This window comes from Catellatospora sp. NPDC049609 (assembly GCF_040675365.1).
Classification (GTDB): Bacteria; Actinomycetota; Actinomycetes; order Mycobacteriales; family Micromonosporaceae; genus Catellatospora.
The window spans coordinates 36,183-57,911 of record NZ_JBFAOU010000022.1 but is presented as its reverse complement, the minus strand read 5'-3'; the positions used below and the strand labels follow the sequence as shown (position 1 = coordinate 57,911).

20 protein-coding genes are annotated in these 21,729 nt (G+C 74.6%); 5 read left to right on the top strand and 15 right to left on the bottom strand.

Features of this window, described 5'->3' with window-relative positions; translation table 11 throughout:
* Positions 1-45 precede the first annotated feature (45 nt).
* The 10 genes from AB0J67_RS09490 to AB0J67_RS09445 all read right to left on the bottom strand — a co-directional run bounded on the left by AB0J67_RS09490 (position 46) and on the right by AB0J67_RS09445 (position 12,721).
* The gene (locus tag AB0J67_RS09490; RefSeq protein WP_363478649.1) at positions 46-432 is read right to left on the bottom strand and encodes a DUF3040 domain-containing protein; all 387 of its coding nucleotides are present in this window, start codon (positions 430-432) and stop codon (positions 46-48) included.
* A 124-nt stretch (positions 433-556) separates the two neighbouring features.
* Complete coding sequence (locus AB0J67_RS09485) at positions 557-1,864, bottom strand: DNA polymerase IV (protein ID WP_363478646.1); 1,308 nt, start codon at positions 1,862-1,864, stop codon at positions 557-559.
* A 206-nt stretch (positions 1,865-2,070) separates the two neighbouring features.
* The gene (locus AB0J67_RS09480) at positions 2,071-3,216 is read right to left on the bottom strand and encodes a nucleotide pyrophosphatase/phosphodiesterase family protein (RefSeq protein WP_363478643.1); all 1,146 of its coding nucleotides are present in this window, start codon (positions 3,214-3,216) and stop codon (positions 2,071-2,073) included.
* 164 nt (positions 3,217-3,380) lie between these two features.
* Positions 3,381-4,136, bottom strand: coding sequence for a methyltransferase domain-containing protein (locus AB0J67_RS09475; protein WP_363478640.1), 756 nt, complete (start codon positions 4,134-4,136; stop codon positions 3,381-3,383).
* Between the two features lie 27 nt (positions 4,137-4,163).
* A complete protein-coding gene (locus AB0J67_RS09470) occupies positions 4,164-4,886 on the bottom strand; it encodes a PASTA domain-containing protein (protein WP_363478637.1) in 723 nt (240 codons plus the stop codon).
* A 155-nt stretch (positions 4,887-5,041) separates the two neighbouring features.
* Positions 5,042-6,328 (bottom strand): hypothetical protein, encoded by a 1,287-nt coding sequence (locus AB0J67_RS09465; protein WP_363478634.1) that lies wholly within the window; start codon positions 6,326-6,328, stop codon positions 5,042-5,044.
* A 111-nt stretch (positions 6,329-6,439) separates the two neighbouring features.
* On the bottom strand, positions 6,440-9,739 hold the full coding sequence (locus AB0J67_RS09460) for an error-prone DNA polymerase (RefSeq protein WP_363478691.1): 3,300 nt from the start codon (positions 9,737-9,739) through the stop codon (positions 6,440-6,442).
* A gap of 105 nt (positions 9,740-9,844) precedes the next feature.
* Positions 9,845-11,350 carry a DNA polymerase Y family protein gene (locus tag AB0J67_RS09455; RefSeq protein WP_363478689.1) on the bottom strand — a complete coding sequence of 502 codons (1,506 nt, stop codon included), beginning with the start codon at positions 11,348-11,350 and terminating at the stop codon, positions 9,845-9,847.
* 23 nt (positions 11,351-11,373) lie between these two features.
* The gene (locus tag AB0J67_RS09450) at positions 11,374-12,132 is read right to left on the bottom strand and encodes a hypothetical protein (protein ID WP_363478631.1); all 759 of its coding nucleotides are present in this window, start codon (positions 12,130-12,132) and stop codon (positions 11,374-11,376) included.
* A gap of 163 nt (positions 12,133-12,295) precedes the next feature.
* Positions 12,296-12,721, bottom strand: coding sequence for an SAV_6107 family HEPN domain-containing protein (locus AB0J67_RS09445; protein ID WP_363478628.1), 426 nt, complete (start codon positions 12,719-12,721; stop codon positions 12,296-12,298).
* A gap of 439 nt (positions 12,722-13,160) precedes the next feature.
* Between AB0J67_RS09445 and AB0J67_RS09440 the strand changes: the two genes are divergently transcribed.
* From AB0J67_RS09440 to AB0J67_RS09430, 3 genes are read left to right on the top strand one after another with little or no spacing between them, the layout of a single operon-like run.
* Positions 13,161-14,162 (top strand): EamA family transporter, encoded by a 1,002-nt coding sequence (locus AB0J67_RS09440; protein ID WP_363478625.1) that lies wholly within the window; start codon positions 13,161-13,163, stop codon positions 14,160-14,162.
* A gap of 32 nt (positions 14,163-14,194) precedes the next feature.
* Entirely contained in the window at positions 14,195-14,683 is a 489-nt protein-coding gene (locus AB0J67_RS09435; RefSeq protein ID WP_363478622.1) for a YbaK/EbsC family protein, read from the top strand.
* Positions 14,680-15,222, top strand: coding sequence for a GNAT family N-acetyltransferase (locus AB0J67_RS09430; protein ID WP_363478619.1), 543 nt, complete (start codon positions 14,680-14,682; stop codon positions 15,220-15,222). Before AB0J67_RS09435 ends, AB0J67_RS09430 begins: the two co-directional genes overlap by 4 nt.
* Positions 15,223-15,415: 193 nt before the next feature.
* Here the strand turns inward: AB0J67_RS09430 and AB0J67_RS09425 are convergent, their stop codons facing one another.
* From AB0J67_RS09425 to AB0J67_RS09405, 5 genes are all read right to left on the bottom strand, one after another.
* Positions 15,416-16,132 carry a CDP-alcohol phosphatidyltransferase family protein gene (locus AB0J67_RS09425; protein WP_363478616.1) on the bottom strand — a complete coding sequence of 239 codons (717 nt, stop codon included), beginning with the start codon at positions 16,130-16,132 and terminating at the stop codon, positions 15,416-15,418.
* A gap of 46 nt (positions 16,133-16,178) precedes the next feature.
* Positions 16,179-17,096 (bottom strand): methylenetetrahydrofolate reductase [NAD(P)H], encoded by a 918-nt coding sequence (metF, locus tag AB0J67_RS09420; RefSeq protein ID WP_363478613.1) that lies wholly within the window; start codon positions 17,094-17,096, stop codon positions 16,179-16,181.
* A 108-nt stretch (positions 17,097-17,204) separates the two neighbouring features.
* The gene (locus tag AB0J67_RS09415; RefSeq protein ID WP_363478610.1) at positions 17,205-17,489 is read right to left on the bottom strand and encodes a hypothetical protein; all 285 of its coding nucleotides are present in this window, start codon (positions 17,487-17,489) and stop codon (positions 17,205-17,207) included.
* Between the two features lie 256 nt (positions 17,490-17,745).
* Complete coding sequence (locus AB0J67_RS09410) at positions 17,746-17,946, bottom strand: hypothetical protein (RefSeq protein WP_363478607.1); 201 nt, start codon at positions 17,944-17,946, stop codon at positions 17,746-17,748.
* Between the two features lie 83 nt (positions 17,947-18,029).
* The gene (locus tag AB0J67_RS09405; RefSeq protein ID WP_363478604.1) at positions 18,030-18,773 is read right to left on the bottom strand and encodes a GntR family transcriptional regulator; all 744 of its coding nucleotides are present in this window, start codon (positions 18,771-18,773) and stop codon (positions 18,030-18,032) included.
* 235 nt (positions 18,774-19,008) lie between these two features.
* Between AB0J67_RS09405 and AB0J67_RS09400 the strand changes: the two genes are divergently transcribed.
* A complete protein-coding gene (locus AB0J67_RS09400; RefSeq protein WP_363478601.1) occupies positions 19,009-20,256 on the top strand; it encodes a hypothetical protein in 1,248 nt (415 codons plus the stop codon).
* Between the two features lie 235 nt (positions 20,257-20,491).
* Entirely contained in the window at positions 20,492-21,727 is a 1,236-nt protein-coding gene (locus tag AB0J67_RS09395) for a helix-turn-helix domain-containing protein (RefSeq protein WP_363478598.1), read from the top strand.
* Positions 21,728-21,729 lie beyond the last annotated feature (2 nt).

Genomic DNA, 21,729 nt, shown 5'->3' with positions numbered 1-21,729 from the left:
TTTGTTTCGGTCAGGAGCCGGCACCCACCCGCCGGCGCCGGTCGGTCAGCGGTCGAACTCGCCGCGCTGGTTCCAGCGGTTCTCCAGCCGGTCGATGATCCCGCCGTTGCCCCGGCGGGTCCGCCGGGTGGCGGTGCCCCCCACGGAACGCAGCTCGGCGGTCTGGCTGCGCTTGTGCGCGAGCATCCAGAACGCCGCCGCGCCGAGCATCAGCACGAACCCGACCACACCGAGCCACAGCTTGGAGCTGTCGGCAACGCCGTACACCACCAGGCCGAGGCCGGCGAGGATCAGCACGGCGGAGATGATGATCCGCCGGCGGGCATGGAACTTCGGGTCGCTGTGGCGGACGGCCGAAGCGAACTTCGGGTCTTCGGACAGCGACCGCTCGATCTGCTCGAACAGCCTCTGCTCGTGCTCGGATAGCGGCACGGCTCTCCTCCCCGGTCCGCCAGGTCGGGCGGCTTCACTAGGGTGCGACAGGGCGCGGATTCCCCAGTTGAAGATCGCCAAACCGTGAATACGTGTTGCAGCCGGACGACTGCTACCCGTCAGTCTACGAGGGCACGGGCGGGTCGGAAAGCGGGACGACCATGCCCGGAGCGGGATTTTGCGGTAGCTGCCGGGCCGTGGCGGAAGAACGACGGGTCGTACCCAGCAGACTGGCCGGACGGACGGCCCCCCGACCGAACCGGGCGATGACCGCGTCGGACGCCACCTCGGCCTCCCGCCAGCCGTCCTCGACCTCCCCGAGCGCGAGCTGGCGCACCGCCCCCTCGGCCGCCTGCAGCCCCTCCAGCCGCACCCCCACCAGCCGGATCCGCTGCTGGGCGCGCACCGCCTCGAACAGCTCCCAGGCAGTGGTGAGGATCTCGTGCGCCACGTCGGTCGGCCCGGGCAGCGTCCGGGAGCGGGAGATCGTCCGGAAGTCCGCGAACCGCACCTTGATCGACACGGTGCGGCCCGCCTGCGCCGAGGCGCGCGCCCGCGCGGCGACCTTCTGCGCCAGCGCCAGCAGCGCCCGCCGCAGGTGCTCCGGATCACCCAGGTCGGTGTCGAAGGTGACCTCGGCCCCGATCGACTTCTCCTGGTGCTCGGTGCTGACCTGCCGCGGGTCGCGACCCCAGGCCAGCTCGCTCAGGTGCGCCGCCATGGCCTGGCCCACCGCCGAGCGCAGCAGGCCCGGCTGCGCCTGGGCGACATCGGCGACGGTGCGCAGGCCCAGCCGGCGCAGCGCCTCCTCGGTGCGCTCGCCCACCCCCCACAGCACCGACACCGGCAGCGGGTGCAGGAACTTCAGCGCCTTGTCCGCCGGGATCACCAGCAGCCCGTCCGGCTTGGCCCGGGTGGAGCCCAGCTTGGCCAGGAACTTGTTCGACGCGACGCCGATCGAGCAGGTCAGCTGCTGCTCGTCGGCGATCCGGCGGCGGATCAGCGCGGCGATCTCGGCCGGCCGGCCGAACAGGCGCCGGCTGCCCGACACGTCGAGGAACGCCTCGTCCACCGACAGCGGCTCGACCAGCGGCGTGATGTCGCGGAACACGGCCATCACCGCCCGCGAGGCCTGCGCGTAGGCCTCCATGTCCGGCGGGATGAAGACCGCCTGCGGGCAGCGCGCCCGCGCCATCGCGGTGGGCATGGCGCTGCGCACGCCGTACGCCCGCGCCTCGTAGCTGGCCGAGGAGACCACGCCGCGCCCGCCCGTGCCGCCCACGACCACGGGCAGTCCGCGCAGCTCGGGGCGCCGGCGCACCTCCACCGAGGCGAAGAAGGCGTCCATGTCGATGTGCAGGAACGGGCAGCCGGAGTCGTCACCGTCCGGCCCGAAGCCCTTCGGCACACCCCCACCCGACGCACGTCCCACGCGACGACGGTACCGCCCAGGTAAGACACCCTTCCGCACCCGCCTCGCCCCGCCCCGCCGCCCGCCCCGCCGCCCACCGCTGCGCTCGCCGCCGCGCCCGCCTTCGATCGACGTTGGCCTATCTGGATGACGAAATCGAGATCGACTTCATCCAGATAGGCCAACGTCTATGCGAAACGGGCGCGGCGGCGAGCCGGCGAGCCGCGTCAGGGGCGGTAGATGAGCAGCGGGATGCGCATCTCGGCTTCGGTGAGGGAGCCGTGCATCGCCACCAGCCGGGCGACCGACGGCGGGTCGGTGGCGGTGGCCAGCACCGCCCAGTTGTCCCGGCAGACCGCCACCACGTCGCCGATGCGGGCCGCATGGCGCTCCGGGACGGGGCCGTACCAGCCGGTCGCGATCGCCTCGTCGCGGGTGCCGATCCAGGCGGCGTGCCCGGCCAGCTCCTGCCACGCGGCCGCGACGTCGGCGGCGGCGCCGGGCTCGGTGTGCAGGTAACGCACCCGGGGCTCGCCGGTGACGATGCGCACCCCGGCCGCGAGCGCCGGATCGGCGTGCACGTCGACCCGGCGGTCGAACGGCACGTCCAGCTGCCCGTGGTCGGCGGTGACCAGCAGCGCGGCGTCCTCGGGCAGGCCGCTCACCAGCGTGGCCAGCAGCGCGTCTACCTCCGCCGCGGCCTGCGCCCACTGCGCCGAGGTCAGCCCGTGCTCGTGCCCGGCCTTGTCCAGGCGCGGGTGGTAGCCGTACACCAGCGCGGGCGCGGCGGCCTCCTTGAGCGCGCCGAGCATGCCGGCGGCCAGCTCTTCGGCGTCCACGGCGGGCAGGTAACGGGCGCCCGCGGTGGTCGCCACGGTGAGGCCGCTGCCCGCGTACTCGGGGCGGTTGACCACGGCGGTCTCGATCCCGGCGGCGGTCGCGGCGGCGTAGCGTGGCGGCACCGGCGACCACAGCTGCGGCGGCGGGTCGTCGGCCCACTGGGTGTGGTTGAGCACGCGGCCGGTGCCCGGCACGATCGTGTTGAAGGCGAGCACGCCGTGCGCGCCCGGCAGCGCCCCGGTGGCCAGGCTGATCAGGCTGGTCGGCGTGGTGGAGGGGAAGCCGCAGGTGGTGCGCAGCGCCTTGCCGAGCCCGCCGCGCAGGGTGGCCGCGATCGTCGGCCCGACCTCGGCCATGGCGGGCAGCTGGTGCCAGCCCATGCCGTCGACCAGCAGCACCGCGATGCGGCGTACGCCGTCGAGGTGGGCGGCCAGGCCGAGCCGGTCGCCGCCGTCCGGCAGGCCGAGCGCGGTCAGCGCCCCGGGCAGCACGTCGGCGAGGGTGCCCCGCGCGTAGTCGGGTGCGACGAACACAGGTGCCTCCCGGTGGCAGTCGGTGGGCGCGGCGCCGACAGCTCGGCCCCGGCCCGGTGGGCGGGAGCGCCGGGGCATGAGCCCCGGCTCAGGTCGGTCGCGGGCGCCGGGAGCGTGGCCCCCGCTCGCGGGGTGGGCGGGGCGTCGGCGGGCCCTGCCCGCGGTCAGTGGGCGGCGGGCCCCCGGCGGCGGGCCAGCAGGTGGAGTTGCGTGGCGACGTCGCGGTACGGCGGCAGCCCGGCGGCGGCCAGCTCGAAGGCGAGCAGCGACTCCGGGTCGGCGTCGGCGACCACCCCGGGCACCAGGTCGGCCACCACGCGCACGCCGTGCGCCTGCTCGACGCGCAGCCCGGCCGCGGACAGCAGGTCCTCGGCGGAGTCCAGGTCGAAGCGCCGGCGTGCGGTGTCCCGCCCGGCCGTGCGGGCCGCCGGGTCGCCCAGCAGGTCGGTGGCGGCCTTCCACTGGCCGGCGACGGCGCGTGAGAGCACCGCCGCGGCCCGGTTGGCGACCAGGACGCTGGCGGCGCCACCCGGGCGCAGCGCGTCGTGCAGGGCCTGCGCGACGGCGGCCGGGTCGTCGACCACCTCCAGCACGGCGTGGCAGAGCACCAGGTCCGCGCCGGCGGGTGGGACCAGGTCGCCGAGCGAGTCGGCGTCGCCCTGCAGGGCGTGCACGCGGTCGGCCACCCCGGCGTCGGTGGCCCGGCGCAGCAGCGAGGCGAGCGCGTCCGGGCTCGGGTCGACGACGGTCACGGTGTGCCCGGCCTCGGCCAGCGGCACGGCGAACCCGCCGGTGCCGCCGCCGACGTCGACCACGCTGAGCGGGCGGCCGTCCTGCCCGGCCAGCTCGCCGCGCAGCACGGACCAGATCACGGCCGTTCGAGGACCCGCGATGCGGGCATGCGCCACTGTTCGCTCCACGCCGCCGAGCCTATCGGCAGACCGGGCTCACGTGCGCACTCCGTAGCCCGCGCCGGAACCCCGCTCGATCACCAGTGCGCCCTCGAACCGCTTCATGAGCTGCTCGGTCTCGTCGTCGGTGAGGTCGGCGGACAGCCGCAGCGCGCACGAGGCCGGGTCCACCTGGGTGCTGAACTTCAGCTCGCCCGCTCGGGGCAGGAACTCCCGCCGGGACAGTTCTATCTGGACCTGCTCCAGCTCGACCCGGGACCGGGGGCACGAGACGACCCGGTACTGCTTGGCGGTGATGTACTTGCGGGCGCCCTCGATGACCGCGCCGGCCTCGGCGCCCTTCTGGTACACCGAGAGCACGAGCGTGCCGTCCGAGCTGAGCCCGGCGCCGAGGAACACCTCGTGGTTGCCGCGGATGTAGTCGTCGAGGTTCTTCGGCGCGCCCGCCACGACGACGCGGACGACCGAGCCCGCCGGTGCGATCGTGCCGGGCGGCGGATCGGTGACCGCGACGGTGCCGGCCTCCAGCAGCAGGCCGGGCTCGTACCTGATGAGAGCCACCAGGCCGGCCGCCGGGAACTCCTTCTCCACGAGGTCGACGTGCTTGTTCGTCAGCTCCGGCACGCGGGCGGTGGGGCCGCTCGGCGGGGACGGCAGTGCGGGCACCTCCCCGGCGGGCACCCGTGCGGCACAGGCGCTGAGCAGCCCCGCGCACATCAGCGCGGCCGCCAGAGCCGCCCGGCTTCCCGTTCTGCGCATGTCACGCCTCACTTCTGTCGGGCTCACGCCGCGTCTCGCCGAGCGGCGGCGTGGAGCGTCGCTGGATCGCACGGTCCGCCTCCCCGCCCGGCGCACCGTGTCCCCCGGTTCGAGGCCGCCGCCGCGGCCGCGGTTCCCTTCGCGCGGCACCGGCCTCAGCTGGTCAGCACGGTCAGGCCGAGGTGGGCCTCGATGACGCTCATGTGCTCGGCCAGCACGGACGTGCAGGAGCTGGACGAACATCCGATGATCATGGCGAGGCCGGTGGCGTTGCTGGTGCCGGACCGGATGTAGACCGGCCCGCCGGAGTCGCCGGGCTTGACGATGACGTCGCCGCCCCGGTTGCCCTGCATCAGCCCGTACGTGCAGCCGTCGGCGGCGCACAGCACGCCCTGCAGGGAGTTCACCGCGATGCCGCAGGTGGCCTTGGTGACCATGCCGCTCAGGCAGACCGAGTCGCCGATCACCGCGTTCCGCTTGGCGGTGACGAAGCGCTCCGTCGGGCAGCACGGATCGGTGTGGATCTTGTTGTCGTACTTCTCGGCCGACGCGCTCACGAACATCATGTCGTACGCCGGGTAGTCGCTCTCCCCGGAGGCCGCGCCCCAGTACTGGGTCGAGGAGTAGATGCTCTGGCCGTTGCTGAAGCAGTGCGCGGCGGTCGTGCCGCCGATCCGGCCGTCGGAGTTGCGCCGTGCGACGAAGCCGCTGGTGCAGGTGTTCGTCGCCCCGGAGCCGGCGCGCAGCCCGGCACCGCCGAAGTGGGGCTCGCCGTCGTTGAGCCGGCCGGTGCGCATCGCCCCGTCGAGGGTCACCTCGGCGACCTCGCCGAGGGCGTCCCGGAGCGCCTGGGCCGCCTCGGGGTAGGCGGGGTCGAAGGACACCCGGTAGCGCGAGTCGGCGGCGTCGAGGTAGTAGCTGAACGTCGCGGCGGACGCGTCGGGGTGCCAGGCCCGGCCGAAGAGCAGCTCGTCCGCGGCGATCAGGCGGTCGGCCGGGAAGCAGCCGACCTTGACCGACGGCGCGCCGGCGGCCGCGTCCCGGGCGGCCGGGACGGCGGAGATCCGGGCGCCGACCTCGGCGACCCGGTCGCGCGCCTCGGGGGTGACCACGAGCGTGACGGTCCGGGTGTTGTGGTCGATCGCGCTGCCGATCAGCCCCTGGCGCAGCGTGGTAGCGATGCGCTGCTTGCCCTCCGGAACGCCCAGCGCGGCCTGCGCGGCCTGCTGGACCGCGACGTTGGCCTGCCGGACGGACGCCGTGTCGAGCCACTGCAGGTAGGCGGGCGTGCCGTCGCCCGCTCGCGCGGTGAGCAGCGCGGGCGCGGGCGCGTCGACCCGGCAGTCGGCGGTGGGGGCCAGCGCGGCTTGGGCGGGCAGCGCGGTGACCAGAGCAGCCAGCAGCAGGCCACAGCTGGACACGGCGAGCAGCGACTTTCGCATCCGATGTCCGTTCGTCCCAGGGGTGATGGGTCTTGCGAACGGTATCGGCAGGAACAGGTCCACACAAGACTTTCTCATGTCCTGCGTGGACTGCCGGTAATCAGCGCGCTACTAACGGAAGTCGCGGGAAGCGACCGGTGTCACTATCGACAGCGCCGTGAGCTGGTCGGCGACCAGGTTGCGCACTCCCGAGGCGGACTCCAGCCGGCCGCGCACCACCAGCGCGGCGCTGCTCCGGGCCACCGTCCGGTGGCGCAGCCACAGCCCCGGCGAGCAGACCACGTTGAGCATCCCGGTCTCGTCCTCCAGGTTGAGGAAGGTCACCCCGCCCGCGGTGGCCGGCCGCTGCCGATGCGTGACCAGCCCGCCGACCAGCACCCGCGACCCGTGCTCGACCCCGGTGAGCCGGGAGATCGGCAGCACGCCCTGCGCGGTCAGCCGCTCCCGCACGATCCGGATCGGATGGTCGTCCGGGGACAGCCCGGTCGCCCACACGTCGGCCACCAGCCGGTCCACGTCGTCCATCCCGGGCAGCATCGGCGCGTGCACGCCGACGACCGTGCCGGGCAGCCGGTCGGGGGTGTCGGTGGCCGCCGCGCCCGCCGCCCACAGCGCCGCGCGCCGGTCCAGCCCGAAGCAGGCGAAGGCGTCCGCGGTGGCCAGGGCCTCCAGCTGACCCGCGGTCAGGCCGGTGCGCCGGGCGAGATCGGTCATGTCCGCGTACGGGCCGGACGCGCGCTCGTCCACGATCCGCCGGGCGACGTCCTCCCCCAGCGTGCGCACGCTGTCCAGGCCCAGGCGCACCGTCGGGCCGCCCAGCCCCCACTGCGACGGCTGCTCACCCGGCACGCTGCCGGACCGGTCCCCCGGCGCCCACTCCAGGTTCGCCTTGACCATGCTCGCGTTGACGTCGGGGCGGTTGACCCGCACCCCGTGCCGGCGGGCGTCGTCGACCAGCGACTGCGGCGAGTAGAAGCCCATCGGCTGCGCCCCCAGCAGCGCCGCGCAGAACGCCGCGGGGTGGTAGCGCTTGAGCCAGGCGCTGGCGTACACCAGGTAGGCGAAGCTGATCGCGTGGCTCTCCGGGAAGCCGTAGTTGGCGAACGCGGCCAGCTTGCCGAAGATGTCGTCGGCCAGCGTCCCGTCGATGCCGTTGCGGGCCATGCCCGCGAAGAGCCGGTCGCGCAGCCGCTCCATCTTCTCCATCGAGCGTTTGGAACCCATGGCCCGGCGCAGCTGGTCGGCCTCCACCGGGGTGAAGTCGGCGACGTCGATGGCCAGCTGCATCATCTGCTCCTGGAACAGCGGCACGCCCAGCGTCCGGGCCAGTGAGTTGTGCATGCGCGGGTGCGGGATGTCCACCGGCTCCAGCCCGTTCTTGCGCCGGATGAACGGGTGCACCGAGCCGCCCTGGATCGGGCCCGGCCGGATCAGCGCCACCTCCACCACCAGGTCGTAGAAGCGCTCCGGGCGCAGCCGGGGCAGCGTCGACATCTGCGCCCGGCTCTCCACCTGGAACACCCCGACCGTGTCGGCGCGGCAGAGCATCTCGTACACCTCGGGGTCGTCGGGTTTGAGGTCGCCGAGGTCCAGCTCCTGGCCGAGGAAGTCGAAGGCGTAGTGCAGCGCCGACAGCATGCCCAGCCCCAGCAGGTCGAACTTGACCAGGTCGATCGCGGCGCAGTCGTCCTTGTCCCACTGCAGCACGGTGCGGCCCGGCATGCGCGCCCACTCCACCGGGCACACCTCGATCACCGGGCGGTCGCAGATGACCATGCCGCCGGAGTGGATGCCCAGGTGCCGCGGGGCGGACAGCAGCTCGTTGGCGTACTCCAGCACGTGCTCGGGGATGCCGTCGACGTCCTTGGCCGACACCCCGTGCCAGCGGTCGATCTGCTTGCTCCAGGCGTCCTGCTGCCCGGCCGAGAAGCCGAAGGCGCGGGCCACGTCGCGCACCGCCGAGCGCGGCCGGTACGAGATGACGTTGGCGACCTGCGCGGTGTGCTGCCGGTCGTAGCGCCGGTAGACGTACTGGATGACCTCCTCGCGCCGGTCGGACTCGATGTCGACGTCGATGTCGGGCGGGCCGTCGCGCTCGGGGGCCAGGAACCGCTCGAACAGCAGCCCGCCCTCGCCGCCGACCGGGTCCACGTTGGTGATCCGCAGCGCGTAGCAGACCGCCGAGTTCGCCGCCGACCCCCGCCCCTGGCAGTAGATGTCCACCTCCCGGCAGAACCGGACGATGTCCCAGACCACCAGGAAGTAGCCGGGGAACTCCAGCTGCTCGATCATCTTCAGCTCGTGCTCGATGCGCTCGTACGCCTCCGGGTACGCCTCGGGCGGCCCGTAGCGCTGCGCCGCCCCCTCGTAGGTGCGCGCCCGCAGGAACGCCACCTCGTCCACCCGGTTGCCCTCGGGATCGGTGAACGGCGGCAGCTTCGGCGCCACCAGCCGCAGGTCGAAGGCCAGCTCCCGGCCCAGCTCGGCGGCGTACGCCACCGCGCCCCGGGCCAGCGGGTGCGGCATCGCCGCGAACCGGGCCGCCATCTCCGCGCCCGAGCGCAGGTGCGCCGTGGCCGCCGCGGGCAGGTGCCCGTCGATCTGGTCGAGGCTGGTCCGGGCCCGCACCGCCGCGGTCACCGTGGCCAGCCGCCGCCGCGCCGGCTGGTGGTAGTGCACGTTGTTGGTGGCCACCGTGCGCAGCCCCGCCCGCGCCGCGAGCTCGCACAGCGCGTCGTTGCGGTCGGCGTCGTACGGGTCGGCGTGGTCGATCAGCTCCACGACCACGTTCTCCGCCCCGAACAGGCTGCTCAGCCGGTCCAGCTCCCGGGCCGCCGCGGCCACGCCCTCGGTGAGCAGCGCCCGCGGCACGGCGCCCTTGCGGCACCCGGTCAGCACCACCGCGCTGTCCCGGACGGTGGCGGCGATCTGCTCCAGCTCATACTTCGGGCGGCCCTTCTCGCCGCCCGCCAGGTGCGCCTCGGACAGGGTGCGGGCCAGGTTCGCGTACCCCTGCGGCCCCCGCGCCAGCAGCAGCAGGTGGGTGCCCGCGGGGTCCGGCGCGCCCCCGCCGCGCGGCAGCCCCGCCAGGTTCAGCTCGGCCCCGAACACCGTCGGCAGCCCGTGCTCGCGCGCCGCCTCGGCGAACCGCACCACCCCGTAGAACCCGTCGTGGTCGGTGACCGCCAGCGCCTCCAGCCCCAGCCGCACCGCCTCGGCGACCAGCTCCTCCGGATCACTGGCCCCGTCCAGGAAGCTGAAGTTGGTATGGCAGTGCAGCTCCGCGTACGGCACCGCCTCCCGCGGCCGCTCGATCCGCTCGGCCCGATACGGCTCCCGCTTCCGGGAGAACCCCGGCGCGTCGCCCCCGTCGGCCAGCGCCAGCGGATCGACCACCCGGCCGCCCCGCATCCGCCGCTCCAGCTCCCCCCAGGGCAGCTGCTGCTGACTATCGAACCCCACTCGAACAACTGTACTAAACCCCAGCTCACCCCCGCCCTCGGGTCGGGTCTCCCGTCAGTCGAAGTGGAGGGTGATGGACCAGCGGCCTTCGGCGAGGGTGAGCAGGACGGCGCGGCCGGTGGCGAGCAGGACCTGCAGGCGGGCGGCGCGGTGGGCGCGGCGGTGGTCCCACCACTGCTCGTCGACGGGCCAGGGGCCGGCCCAGCCGGTGACCTCGACCTGCCTGCCGTCGGACACCAGGTACGCGGGAGTGGCGTTCAGTTCCAGGCGGGCGCTGATCCGGACCTCCTCGCCGTCGGCGGCGAGCAGGCGCGCGGGCTGCGGCTCGACCAGCACCACGGCGGGCGCGGGCGGGGGCAGCCGGCCCGGCCACGGGCCGTCGGGGCGCACCGGCACCCGTTCGTCGCCCCACGGCACCAGGGTGGCCTGCTCGCCGGGGTCGCGGCCGCCGCCGAGCACCGCGGTCAGCACCGCCTCGGGCCCGAGGATGCCCTGCACCCGGTGCAGGGCCCGGTGCGCGCGGTCGCGCTCGGCGCCGACGTCGCCCCACAGCCCGGCCTGCAGGCCCGCCTGCCGCACCAGCCCGTCGGGGACCAGCCGCAGCGCGATGATCCCGGCGGCCATCCGGCGCTGGGTGATCCAGCCCTCCAGCTGCCAGCGGGTGCGGTCGGCGATGGCGTGCGCGGTGAGCACCCCGTCGTGGCGCCATACCCGGTGCAGCTCGCGGCCGTCGGCGGTGACCGCGCCGATGGCCAGCCGGGTGGCCGCCATGCCGTGCGCGGCGAGCCGTTGGTGCAGCTGCTCGGCCAGCGCGCGGGCGGCGAAGGCGGCGGTGTCGACCCGGTCGACGGGCTCTTCGTAGCGCTCCTCGACCTCCAGCTCGGGCGGGGCCTGCCGGACCGCGAGCGGCCGGTCGTCGCGCCCCGCGGCCAGCCGCTGCGCGAGCGCCGCGTCGAGCCCGAACCGGGCCAGCACGTCACTGGGCGGCAGCGCCGCGAAAGAACCCAGGGTGTGTACGCCGAGCCGGCGCAGCAGGCTCGTCAGCTGCGGCCGGTCCAGCGTGCTGACCGGCATCGCGGCCAGGAAGGAGGCGGTCTGCCCGGGGGCGACGATCCGGCCGGCCCGGGCGGCCAGCAGCGCGGCGAAGGCGCCGTCGGCGACGCCGAGCTGCGCCTCCACCCCGCACTCCTGCGCGACCTGCTCGACGATGCGCTCGGCGGCCGCCTCCTCGCCGCCGAAGTAGCGGGCGGGGCCGCGGGCGGCGAACGCGCAGACGCCCGCGCGCAGCACCGCCACCGAGGCGGCGATCTCCTCGACCGCGGCGAGCACGGGCTCGAAGGCGCGTACGTCGCGCACGGGGTCGTGCTCGACGACGATCACCTGCGGGCACCGGCTCTGCGCCTCCCGTTTGCGCAGGCCGCGACGCACGCCCTCGGCGCGGGCCGCGGCGGAGGAGGCGATCACCCGGTTGGCGTGCAGCACCGCGACGGGCCGGTGCGCGGGCACCCCGTCCATCAGGTCGGCGGCGATGACCGGCCAGTCCGGACACCAGACGAGCATGGTGCGCTGGGCGGCGTCGCTCGTCAACGCACCACCCGCAGGTGGGCACGGGCCTGGCCCGCGTGGTGCGGCGTCGGGCCGGGCGGCGAGACGGCGGCCGGCTCGGGCACGCCGACCGGGCCGGACGGGGCGGGCAGCCATACGGTGACCCGGCGGGGGCGGGCGGCGGCGCCCCGGCCGCGGGCGGTGATGCTCAGCTCGCGGCAGCGCAGCCGGCCGTGCCCCCGGCCCAGGCCGAGCCAGGCGCCCTCGACCGGGGAGAGCACGACGTCGGCGCCGTCCCAGTCCCCGAACGGCACGAGCACGCTGCCCCGCTGGCGGGCGCGGGCTGCCAGCTGCTGGCGCACGGCCGCCGCGACCGGCCCGGTCGGCGCGGCCACCACCACGTCGAACCCGTCGAGCAGCGCGCCGGTCACGGTCGTCCACTGCGGCCCGGGGTGCGGCACCAGGGCCAGCCGGGCCAGGGCGATGCCCATCTCGGCGGCGGCGGCCATGCCCAGGGTCGGCATGCCGACCACCGCGCACCAGGAGCCCTCCGACGAGGCGGCCGCCAGCAGCGCCAGCAGCAGCGAGGTGGCCCCGCCGCAGCCCGGCGCGCCGGAGGGCGCCACGGCGACGGTGCTGCCGCGGCGCAGACCGCGTCCGGGAAGGAGTTCACGTAGCTCGGGCAGGACCGGCAGCATCCGGTCGGCGCCCAGGCCGGCCTGCTCTTCGGTGAGGTCGCTGGCTCGCCGCACCGCGTGCTGCAACTCCATTGACCGGGCCGCTTTCAGCCCCGTCATGGCGCTCATCCCCCCGTGTCGTACGTGAACTGCTGTCTGTGCCTGCTCTGTCCAGGCCCGCCTGTCGGGCGGCTTCGGTGCCTCAGGCGGGCCGCCCGGCGAGGTCGGTTCCGGTCTCCGCTCGTGGCACGGTCACCGGACCGGCCCCCGCCGGCCCGGGCCGTCACCCTGCGAGCGCGGGCTGGATCGCGAGGTCCAGCGCCTCCTGCACCTGGTCGACGAAGTAACCGGCCTGCAGCAGGAGCGCGTCGGCCTCTTCGGCGGTGACGCGGGCGATGCCGGCCTCGGCGGCGGACCGCTTCGCCGCGCCGGAGGAGAACAGAGCCGACCAGGCGCTCATCTCGGGGGCGACCATGGACAGCAGCACCCAGACGCTGGTGATCTGCTTGCGGCGGGCCGGGGCGGGCAGGGCCCGTGCGGCGATCACGGCGGCGGCCGCGCGCAGGGCGGCGAGGTGGGCGGTGGCGTAGCGCTGGCCGGGGCCGCCGGTGTCGCGGGCCTCGGCCAGCCCGCGCCGGGCGAGGACGATCAGCTCGATCGGGGTGCGGTGCGGCAGCAGATGGGCCGGCACCTTCGTCGTGGCGTTCATGTCGGCGGCTCCCTCCTCGTCCGGCCGTCGCCGGTCGGACCTCATGACCATCGCCTACCCGTACGACAGGTGGGCGACCCACTTTCACGAGCCACGGAGGAAGAACGTGGTGTAGCGCTCGCCGGCCGGGCGTGGAGCTTCCCCACGCCACACCCGGACCGGCTCGCCGGTCGGGCGGCCACCCGCTGCCCGGGGGTCGATGGGCAGCGAGCGGCTCCCGCCTGGTGGTCGCCCGGAGCCGCGAATCTCCGGTGACCTGGGCCGATGTCGCGAACAACGACCCGGGGTTCGCGTCGCGAACCGCTCCCCCCGAACGATGATCGAACACTTGTCCGAACAACGAGTAGAACGTTAGTTCGAAAAAACCCGGTTGTAAACCCTGACCCGCCGAGTAAGGACCGAATGGAGCGTCACACATGACACCGAGTAGCCTCGAACGGTGCCGTTCCGTCCCCGGCCCGCTTTGGGCATCGTCATGGTCGCGCTCGCCAGCCTGCTGTTCGCCGTCAACGGCACCGTCTCCAAGCTGATCCTGCGCGCCGGGGTCAGCGCGCCCGACCTGACCACCCTGCGGGCCGTGGGCGCCTGCGCCGGCCTGCTCGCGCTGGGCGCCCTGCTGCGCCCCGGCCTGCGCCGCTTCACCGTCACCGCCCGCCAGCTGCCGCTGCTCGTCGCGTACGGCCTGACCGGCTTCCTGCTCGTGCCGATGCTCTACTTCGTGGCCATCGCCCGGCTGCCGGTCGGCGTGGCGCTGCTGTTCGAGTACACCGCTCCGCTGTTCGTGGCGCTGTGGGCCCGCTTCGGCCAGCACCGGCAGGTGCGCCCCCGGCTGTGGGCCGGGCTGCTGCTGTGCCTGGCGGGCCTGGCCTGCGTCGCCGAGGTGTGGGGCGCGCCGAGCCTGAACGGCCTCGGCGTGCTGGCCGCGATCGGCGCCGCCGTGCTGCTCGCCGCGTACTTCGTGCTCGGCGCGCAGGGCGTGGCCGACCGGGACACCGTCTCGCTGACCGGCTGGGCGTTCGGCGTGTCGGCCGTGGCCGGGCTGCTGTTCCGGCTGCTCGGCGGCGCCGCGCCGGACTGGTCCGCGCTGGCCGGGCACACCGCCGGCGGCACGCCGCGCTGGCTGCTGGTCGCCTACCTGCTGCTCCTCGGCACCATCGTGCCGTACCTGCTGATCGCCGGCTCGCTGCGGCACCTGCCCGCCACCAGCGTCGGCATCCTCGGCATGATCGAGCCGGTGCTCGCCGCCGTCGTGGCCTGGCTCACCCTCGGCGAGCTGCTCAACACCGCCCAGCTCGCGGGCGGCGCGCTGCTGCTGACCGGCGTGGCGCTGGCCGAGACCGCCCGGGTGCCCGTGGCGGCGACGATCGAGCCGGTGCCGCTGGGGCAGAATGAGACCCATGCCGTCGCACCCGAACGCGACCGGCTGCGCGTGACCCGCTGACCGACCGCCCGCCACCAGGACATGGACCGAGGATGTTGTCGCACCCGAACGTGATCGCCGTCCAGCACGCGCTCGACGCCGCCGACGCCCGTGACCACACCGGCACCGGCTGCCGGGTGATCGTCCTGGACGACGGCGTGCACACCGCCGCCGCTGCCGCCGCCGCGCTCGGCGTCGAGCCCGCACAGATCGCCAACTCGCTGATCTTCGAGGTCGACGGCGAACCGCTGCTGGTGCTGACCTCCGGCGGGCACCGGGTGGACACCGCCAAGGTCGCCGCCGACCTGGGCGTGGCGAAGCTGCGCCGGGCCACGCCCGACTTCGTCCGCCAGCACACCGGCCAGGTCATCGGCGGGGTCGCCCCGCTCGGCCACCCCAAGCCGGTGCGCACGCTGATCGACGTCGCGCTGGCCGCGTACGACCAGATCTGGGCCGCGGGCGGGGTGCCCCAGGCGGTCTTCCCGATCACCTATCCGGAGCTGCTGCGGGTCACCTCGGCGACGCCGGCGGAGGTCGCATGAGGCTGGTGCCCTGGACGCCGGACGATCTCGCCCGGCGGATGGACGACGTGCTGACCGTGTTCGGCGAGGCGATGTCGTACCAGCCTCAGGCACTGGCCGTGCGGCGCGGCTACATCACCACCCACCTGCAGCGGCCGCACTTCCGGGCGGTCGCCAGCGTGAGCACCGCGGGCCACCTGCTCGGCTTCGCGTACGGCTACCACTCCGAACCCGGCCAGTGGTGGCACGACCAGGTCAGCGCGGTGCTCGACCCGGCCGCGCGGCAGCGCTGGCTGACCGACTGCTTCGAGATCGTGGAGCTGCACGTGCGCCCCTCCGCCCAGGGGCACGGGCTGGGCGAGGCGCAGCTGCGGGCGCTGCTGGCGATGACCCCGGCGGCGACCACGCTGCTGTCCACGCCCGAGGCCGACGAGCAGGCCTCCCGGGCCTGGCGCCTCTACCGGCGCACCGGCTTCGCCGACGTCTCCCGCCACCTGCTGTTCCCCGGCGACCCCCGCCCCTTCGCCGTCCTCGGCCGCCCCCTCCCCCTGACCCACTGACCCCCGGCAGGGACGCCCGACCGTCGACCCGACGCGGGCTTGATCACCCGCCGCACCGACCCTTCACGCGATGGCGGCGCCCCGCGCGGGCCTTGATCGTCCGACTTGCCTGGCACATGGGCGAATGCGCGCTCAAGATACGCCCATCTGCCTGGCAAGTCCGATGATCAAGAAGAAGCGCGACGGACGGCGGTCAGGTGAGGACCTTGCGGACGACACCGAGGAGCTGGCCGAGGCCCAGGACGGCCAGGGAGAACCACAGGACCAGCACCATCGTCACCACGCCGGCGGCGAGGTCGGCGCCGACCTGGGCGGTCGCGATCGCGGCCAGCAGCAGCGCCAGCACCGTCAGCCAGGCGCGGGTGGGCCGGTCGCCGATCGTCGCCGAGCCCGCCGCCCGCAGACCGACCGCACCGGCCCGCGCCCGGATGTACTCGTGCAGCCACACCATCGCACCGCAGGCCAGCAGCAGCGTCCGCTGCGCGCCGACCCCGGCCAGCGCCACCAGCCAGCACACCTCGCTCGCCCGGTCGAGCAGGCAACGGTAGAACGAGCCGAGCCGGGTGGTCCGCTCCAGCAGCACCGCGAGCGTCTGCCCGACCGTGTCCGCGGCGAGCCCGAGCAGCAGGACCAGCGCCGCCAGGGCCGGCCACGCGCCACCCCGGACCGCGCACACCGGCACCAGCACCGCGCAGGCCGCGGCCACCGCCATCGCGTACGCCGGCTGCGCCCCCAGCCGCGCCAGGACGCCGCCGACGCGGAACGCACCCCGCAGCCACTTACGCAGCAGCGGCCCGGCATGGCGCGGGTCGTAGCCGTCGTGCGAGTGCGACCAGCCGGCGACGTAGCCGTCCCAGCTCATCCGCGCCGTCGCCGTCGGCGTCGAGGTCGGTGTCGTCGGTGCCGTCATGCTCCACTCCCGGTCCGCCTGCTCGGGCAGGCCACCCGGGTGGGAGCTACACCGGCGCGCCCACCCGCAGCCGCTGCCACACCTCGCGGGTGGCCGTCGACCGGTTCAACGTGATGAAGTGCAGGCCGGGTGCGCCCTCGGCCAGCAGCTTCGCGCACAGCTCGGTGGCCACCTCGACGCCGATCGCCCGCACCGCCCGCGGATCGTCGGCGACCGCGCGCAGCCGCTCGGCCAGGTCCGCCGGGAACGCCGCCCCGGACAGCTGCGCCATCCGCTCGATCTGGCTGACGTTGGTGACCGGCATGATGCCCGGGATGATCGGCGCGTCGCAGCCCGTGGCGGCCGTCGCGTCGCGCAGCCGGGCCCAGTCCTGCCAGTCGAAGAAGAACTGCGTGATGGCGTAGTCCGCGCCCGCGCGGCACTTGCGCACGAAGTGGTGCACGTCCGAGGCGAAGTCGGGCGAGCGCGGATGCTTCTCCGGGAACGCGGCCACGCCCACGCAGTAGTCGCCGCTCTCCTTCAGCAGCCGCACCAGGTCCTCGGCGTAGTGCAGACCGCGCGGATGCGCCACCCACTCCGCCTGCGGGTCACCCGGCGGGTCGCCGCGCAGCGCCAGCATGTTGCGCACGCCCGCGTCCGAGTAGTGCCCGATGACGTGCCGCAGCTCGGCGACCGAGTGGTTCACCGCGGTCAGGTGCCCCAGCGGCAACAGCGTGGTCTCCGTCGCGATCCGCTCGGTGAGCTGCACCGTCGTGTCCCGGGTGCTGCCGCCCGCGCCGTACGTGATGGAGACGAAGGACGGCTGCAGCGACTCCAGCTCCCGGATCGCCTGCCACAGCAGGCGCTCGCCGTCGGCGGTCTTGGGCGGGAAGAACTCGAACGAGAACGTCGGCTCCCCCGAGCTGAGCAGCTCGCGCACGGTCGGGCGAGGTCCCGGCATGGTCGATGGGGCACGCAACGTCACCCTGCCGACTCTAATGTCCGATCCGCCTTCCCAGCCGCTCCGTCCCAGTTCGTGGTGCGTCCACTCCACGTGATCATGCTCACCGGCCCCAGCGGTCACGTCCGCCCCTCACCACGGCTCCTCGTGGGTGAGGAACCAGTCCGCGAAGGCGACCGATCCGCGCCCGGTCACCGGGTGGCGGCAGGCGGCGAGCAGACCGCGCTCGGCATACCGCCGGGCCGGGCAGGGCCACGGCAGGTCGCACACCTTGCAGCGGTGCACCGGCGGCCGGAACCCCGCACCCGGCACGTGGTCGTGCAGCAGCCGCGCGGCCAGCCGCCACATCAGCGGCTGCGCCACCTGCTCCGGCGGGTCGAGCGGCGGGTTCTCCCAGTCGATCTGCGGCAGCTCCATATGAGCCCTCCAGGGGTGTACGCGGGCATGGCACCGGGGCGGCGCGAGCCATGGGAGAAGGCGCGCCGCCCCGGCGGCTCGCTGCGGGCCATGGGAGTCGTCCACCCGCACGAGCAGATCCATCACAGCGCGAATAACCCGCTGTGGGAGGGGCCAGCAGGAAGTTGGAGGGGCCAGCGGCGTTTCGCCCCTTACCGGCCCTCCGACCAGTAGCGATGCGCCTCGCAGCCCGATCGGCGCCCACCGTCAGCGCAGGTCAGACGCTGTCAATACTCCAGTGCGCAAAATGTGCGAGCAGCCGCCCGGCGTGGACCCGCTCGTCACAGGGATGCGCCCGGCCGCAGCCGCGGCAGCAGCCGGTGCCGTCGCGGCGGTGCAGTTTGAGCAGGTGACGTCCGTATGCCGCCTGTGCCTCGGCGTAAAGCCCGAACTCCCGGTCGGCGACGAAGTGATCCATGCGACTCGCCTCCTTTGTGGACGTTGCCGCATCGAGCCAACCACAACTGTTCCAAACAATCAACAACTGTTCGGAACAGTCCCTCAGGCGGGAAACGAGTAGGACAGCTCGTAGGCATCCGAGTCGAGGACCATGCGGTTCACCTCGACACACCGATCGCCCGCGTAGGCGAACCGGGTGATCTCGAGGACCCGGGCGCCGTCGGCGGTGAGGCCGAGCGCCGCCGCCTCCTCTGGCAGCGGGCTGCGTCCGATGACGCGTTCGGTGAAGCGGGTCGGGCCGACTCCCTGCTCGGCCAGGCGGGCGTAGATGCCGCCCTCCCCCGCGTCGGTGTGCTCGATCCTCGTGCCCCGCGTCAGCTCGACGGGCAGGTACGACGTGGCGAGCTGCACGGCGCGCTCCTCGACGACGAACCGGCGCGACCGGGACAGGACCGCGGCGGCAGGCTCGACGCCCAGCGCATCGGCCACGAACCCCGGCGCCGGGACGTCGCCGACAACCACGTCCACGGTGCGTGCACGAGGGCCGGTGTCGTGATCCTGGATCGCAGCGCCCGCACCCCACCGGTCGTGGGCCAGCCGCCCCGGCGATTTGCGCACGATGCGCGTGAACCGCCGGACGTACGTGCCCGCACCGGGCCGCGACACCACCAGGCCGTCGGTGCGCAGGACGTCCAGCGCCCGGGTGGCGATGCTCGTGGCCACGCCGTACCGCGAGGCGATCTCGCGCAGCGAGGGCAGTCGGGCGCCTTCGGCCAGCTCGCCGCTCAGGATGAGTTCGCGCAACCGATCCGCCACCCGCCGGTACGCCGGCTGCTCGCCCGCCATCGCGCAGGACCACCCTCCGTCGTTCGGAACAGTCGCACTCTACGACACCCCGACCGCGCACGATCTCATCCCGACCGCCGCGGCCCTTCCGCGAAGATCGCTGTTCCATGCCGAAAAGTGGAGCCTGACCGCACTTCCCGACCTGAAACAGCGACCTTCACCGCCGCCCGGCCGGATGGGCGGTGCCCGGTAATCCGGTTGCCGGTGGGGTGGTGGGTGTCCAGGCTGGGCGGCGATGAGTGACGACGACCGTGCGCACCGCTGGTTCTACGACCTTCCCGGAACACTGGCCGGGGACCTGCAGACAGGTCACGGCCTCGGCGCGGCGAAGGTGTCCGAACGTCCGCAGGACGCCGCCGACCTCGTCTTCTCCTGTATCCGGCGTGACCACCGCTGGTGGTGGCGGGTCGACGACCGGCCCGACTACCTGGCCCGTCAGGTGCGGCTGCTGGAGATGGATCCGACGCCGATCGTCGACCTGCTGTACGCCGTGGACGATCCGGACGACGACCCGGACAACACCTTCGACCTGGCACTCGACGTGCTGGTGGCGCTCGGGTACGCCGGGGACGAGCAGGTCGTCCGGGCGCTGCGCTACTACGTGAACCACGGCCCGCACTGGCGGAACGTGTTGCCCGCCGTCGCCGGGCGCTGGCCGCGACGGCTGTGGGACGACCTCGACGGCGTCGCGCTCGCGCGGCTCGGTCCCGCGCACGAGGACGGCCCTGCGCCGTACGGGCGGCCCTGGACCGACTGGGCGCCGCGCCACGAACGGGTGGCAGCGCTGCTGCGGCGCCGGGAGGCCCGCCCGCAGGCACCGGCGCGGGAGTCGTCCATGAGCACCGATCGACTGCTGGCGGTGCTGGCCGACGGCGCGGAGCCGAGCTCCGCGAAGAGGAACGCGCTGCGCGAACTCGCCTTCCGCGGATCGGATCCGCGACTGCTCGACCTCGCCGGGGAGCTGCACGGCGTGCCGGGTCTCACCGACGCGGTCGAGGCGCTGGGCCCGGCCGCGGTGGGCCACGCCCGTGCCTGGGCGGCGGCCGACCGGCTGCACCGGCTCGGTGTCACCGTGGTCGCCGCGCACGGCACCGAGCACGACGTCCCGTTGCTGATCGACGCGTGGGACCGGCTGTTCCGCAGCGACGACTGGTGCGGGTTCGACATCATCGCCGACGGTCTGGCGCGGTTCGGGCAGGGGTCGGCCGAGGCGGCAGGGCGGTTGCGGATGGTGATCCGGCAGACGCCTCACTCGTACGAGCGCACCGCGTGCCTGCGTGCCCTGCTGGCGATCGCGCCGGCCCGCGCCCGTGGCCCGCTGCAGCACGCGCTGCTCGACTGCGAGCCGGACGTACGGGAACTCGCCGTGGCGCACGCGCCCGACACCGCGTTCACCAGGAAGGCGCTCGCCGAGATCCGCGACGACCCCCTCGCCGCCCGGAAACTCCGCAACACCGCCGCCGCCCGCCTCGCCACCCTGTGACCGTTGTGTCGGTGCCAGAGCCGTGAAGATCGCTGTCACGGGTCGGGAAGTGGAGTCTGACCGCGCTTTCCGACCGGACACCGCGATCTCTCCCACCCGCCCGCGAAGGCCGACCGCGACCGGGACGGCCGATGTCGTACGGGGTCGGTAGAACGTCTCTGGCGCATGGGGGCCTGCGCCGAGCCGGGGGTCGGCCGTTGTCACGTAGTGCCGTGGGACGAGCCGGGAGGCCGCCATGCCCCGTCCGCTGGGCAGACTGATCGCCGAGACCCGCCGCCGGCGGGGGTTCAGCCAGACCCGGCTGGCCGCGTTGCTGTGCGCCGCCGCCGGGACCACCACCGTCACCCGGCACGAGGTGAGCCGGTGGGAGCGCGGCGAGCGGGTGCCGGGTGCCCAGTGGCTGGCCTGGCTCGCGCTCGTGCTCGACCTGCCGCCCGCCCTGCTCGTCGCCGCCGCGCCACCCCCGGACCGCCCGCTTCCGGCGGACGGTGTCGAGCAGTTCTGCCGCCTGGCCGAACGCTGGCTGCATCAGACCGCGGTCAGCACCACGCCGCCCGGCCCGCCTTCCACCGCACCCCACGTCGCCGAGCTGCGCAGGATGGACGACCTGGTCGGCGGGGCGGATCTGGCGCCGGTGGCGCACCGGCGGTGGCGGGAGGCCGTGACACGGCTGCGCCGGGCCCGGGGCGCGGACCGGCGGCGGCTGCTGCGGCCCGCCGCCGAGCTGGCGCAGCTCGCCGGGTGGACCGCCGCGGACGCCGGGGACGGCGCCGGGGCGCTGCGGGCGTATCGGGCGGGGCTGCTGCTCGCGCTGGAGGCGGGCGACACCCCGCTGGGCGGGCACCTGCTGGGCTGCGCGAGCCACCTGCTCGGCGAGGTGCGGCCGCGCGCCGCGTGGCAGCTGGCGCGGGTGGCGGCGGCGGGGGTGCGCCGCAGCGGCAGCCCCGGCCTGCGGGCGCTGCTGGCGCACCGGGCGGCGCTGGCCGCGGCGCGGTCCGGGGACGGCCGCACCGCAGGGCAGGGCCTGCTGGTCGCGCAGCGGCTCGGCGAGCGGCTGGGCACCGACCCCGAGCCGTCCTGGCTGTACTGGCTGGACCCGGCCGAGCTGACCGCGATGACGGGCCGCTGCCTGGTGGTGCTGGACCGCCCGCTGCGGGCGCTGCCGCTGCTGGACGTGGCGGGCCTGAGCCTGCTGCGGCGCGGCCAGCCCCGGACGGTCGCCGTCTACGCGGGGTGGCGGGCCCGGGCGCTGCTCGGCATCGGCGAGGTGGAGCAGGCGTGCGCCGTCGGCGGGGGCGCGGCGATCGAGGCGGTGCGCTCGGGCTCGGTGCGGGCGGCCGAGCAGACCCGCGAGCTGTCGGCACGGCTGGCGCCCCGGCGGCAGATCCGGGCGGTGCGTGACCTGAGTGAACTGATCAGGCAGCTCACGTCATACCTCCCGGGGTCATCGCCGGCAGGTGGGGTGAACTAAGT

Coding starts and splice junctions, on each gene's coding strand:
- AB0J67_RS09470 (WP_363478637.1), bottom strand. CDS start 4,886: ATGCGCAGAACGGGAAGCCGGGCGGCTCTGGCGGCCGCGCTGATGTGC.
- AB0J67_RS09465 (WP_363478634.1), bottom strand. CDS start 6,328: ATGCGAAAGTCGCTGCTCGCCGTGTCCAGCTGTGGCCTGCTGCTGGCT.
- AB0J67_RS09460 (WP_363478691.1), bottom strand. CDS start 9,739: ATGCGGGGCGGCCGGGTGGTCGATCCGCTGGCGCTGGCCGACGGGGGC.
- AB0J67_RS09455 (WP_363478689.1), bottom strand. CDS start 11,350: ATGCTCGTCTGGTGTCCGGACTGGCCGGTCATCGCCGCCGACCTGATG.
- AB0J67_RS09450 (WP_363478631.1), bottom strand. CDS start 12,132: ATGACGGGGCTGAAAGCGGCCCGGTCAATGGAGTTGCAGCACGCGGTG.
- AB0J67_RS09445 (WP_363478628.1), bottom strand. CDS start 12,721: ATGAACGCCACGACGAAGGTGCCGGCCCATCTGCTGCCGCACCGCACC.
- AB0J67_RS09435 (WP_363478622.1), top strand. CDS start 14,195: ATGTTGTCGCACCCGAACGTGATCGCCGTCCAGCACGCGCTCGACGCC.
- AB0J67_RS09430 (WP_363478619.1), top strand. CDS start 14,680: ATGAGGCTGGTGCCCTGGACGCCGGACGATCTCGCCCGGCGGATGGAC.
- AB0J67_RS09425 (WP_363478616.1), bottom strand. CDS start 16,132: ATGACGGCACCGACGACACCGACCTCGACGCCGACGGCGACGGCGCGG.
- AB0J67_RS09415 (WP_363478610.1), bottom strand. CDS start 17,489: ATGGAGCTGCCGCAGATCGACTGGGAGAACCCGCCGCTCGACCCGCCG.
- AB0J67_RS09410 (WP_363478607.1), bottom strand. CDS start 17,946: ATGGATCACTTCGTCGCCGACCGGGAGTTCGGGCTTTACGCCGAGGCA.
- AB0J67_RS09405 (WP_363478604.1), bottom strand. CDS start 18,773: ATGGCGGGCGAGCAGCCGGCGTACCGGCGGGTGGCGGATCGGTTGCGC.
- AB0J67_RS09400 (WP_363478601.1), top strand. CDS start 19,009: ATGAGTGACGACGACCGTGCGCACCGCTGGTTCTACGACCTTCCCGGA.
- AB0J67_RS09395 (WP_363478598.1), top strand. CDS start 20,492: ATGCCCCGTCCGCTGGGCAGACTGATCGCCGAGACCCGCCGCCGGCGG.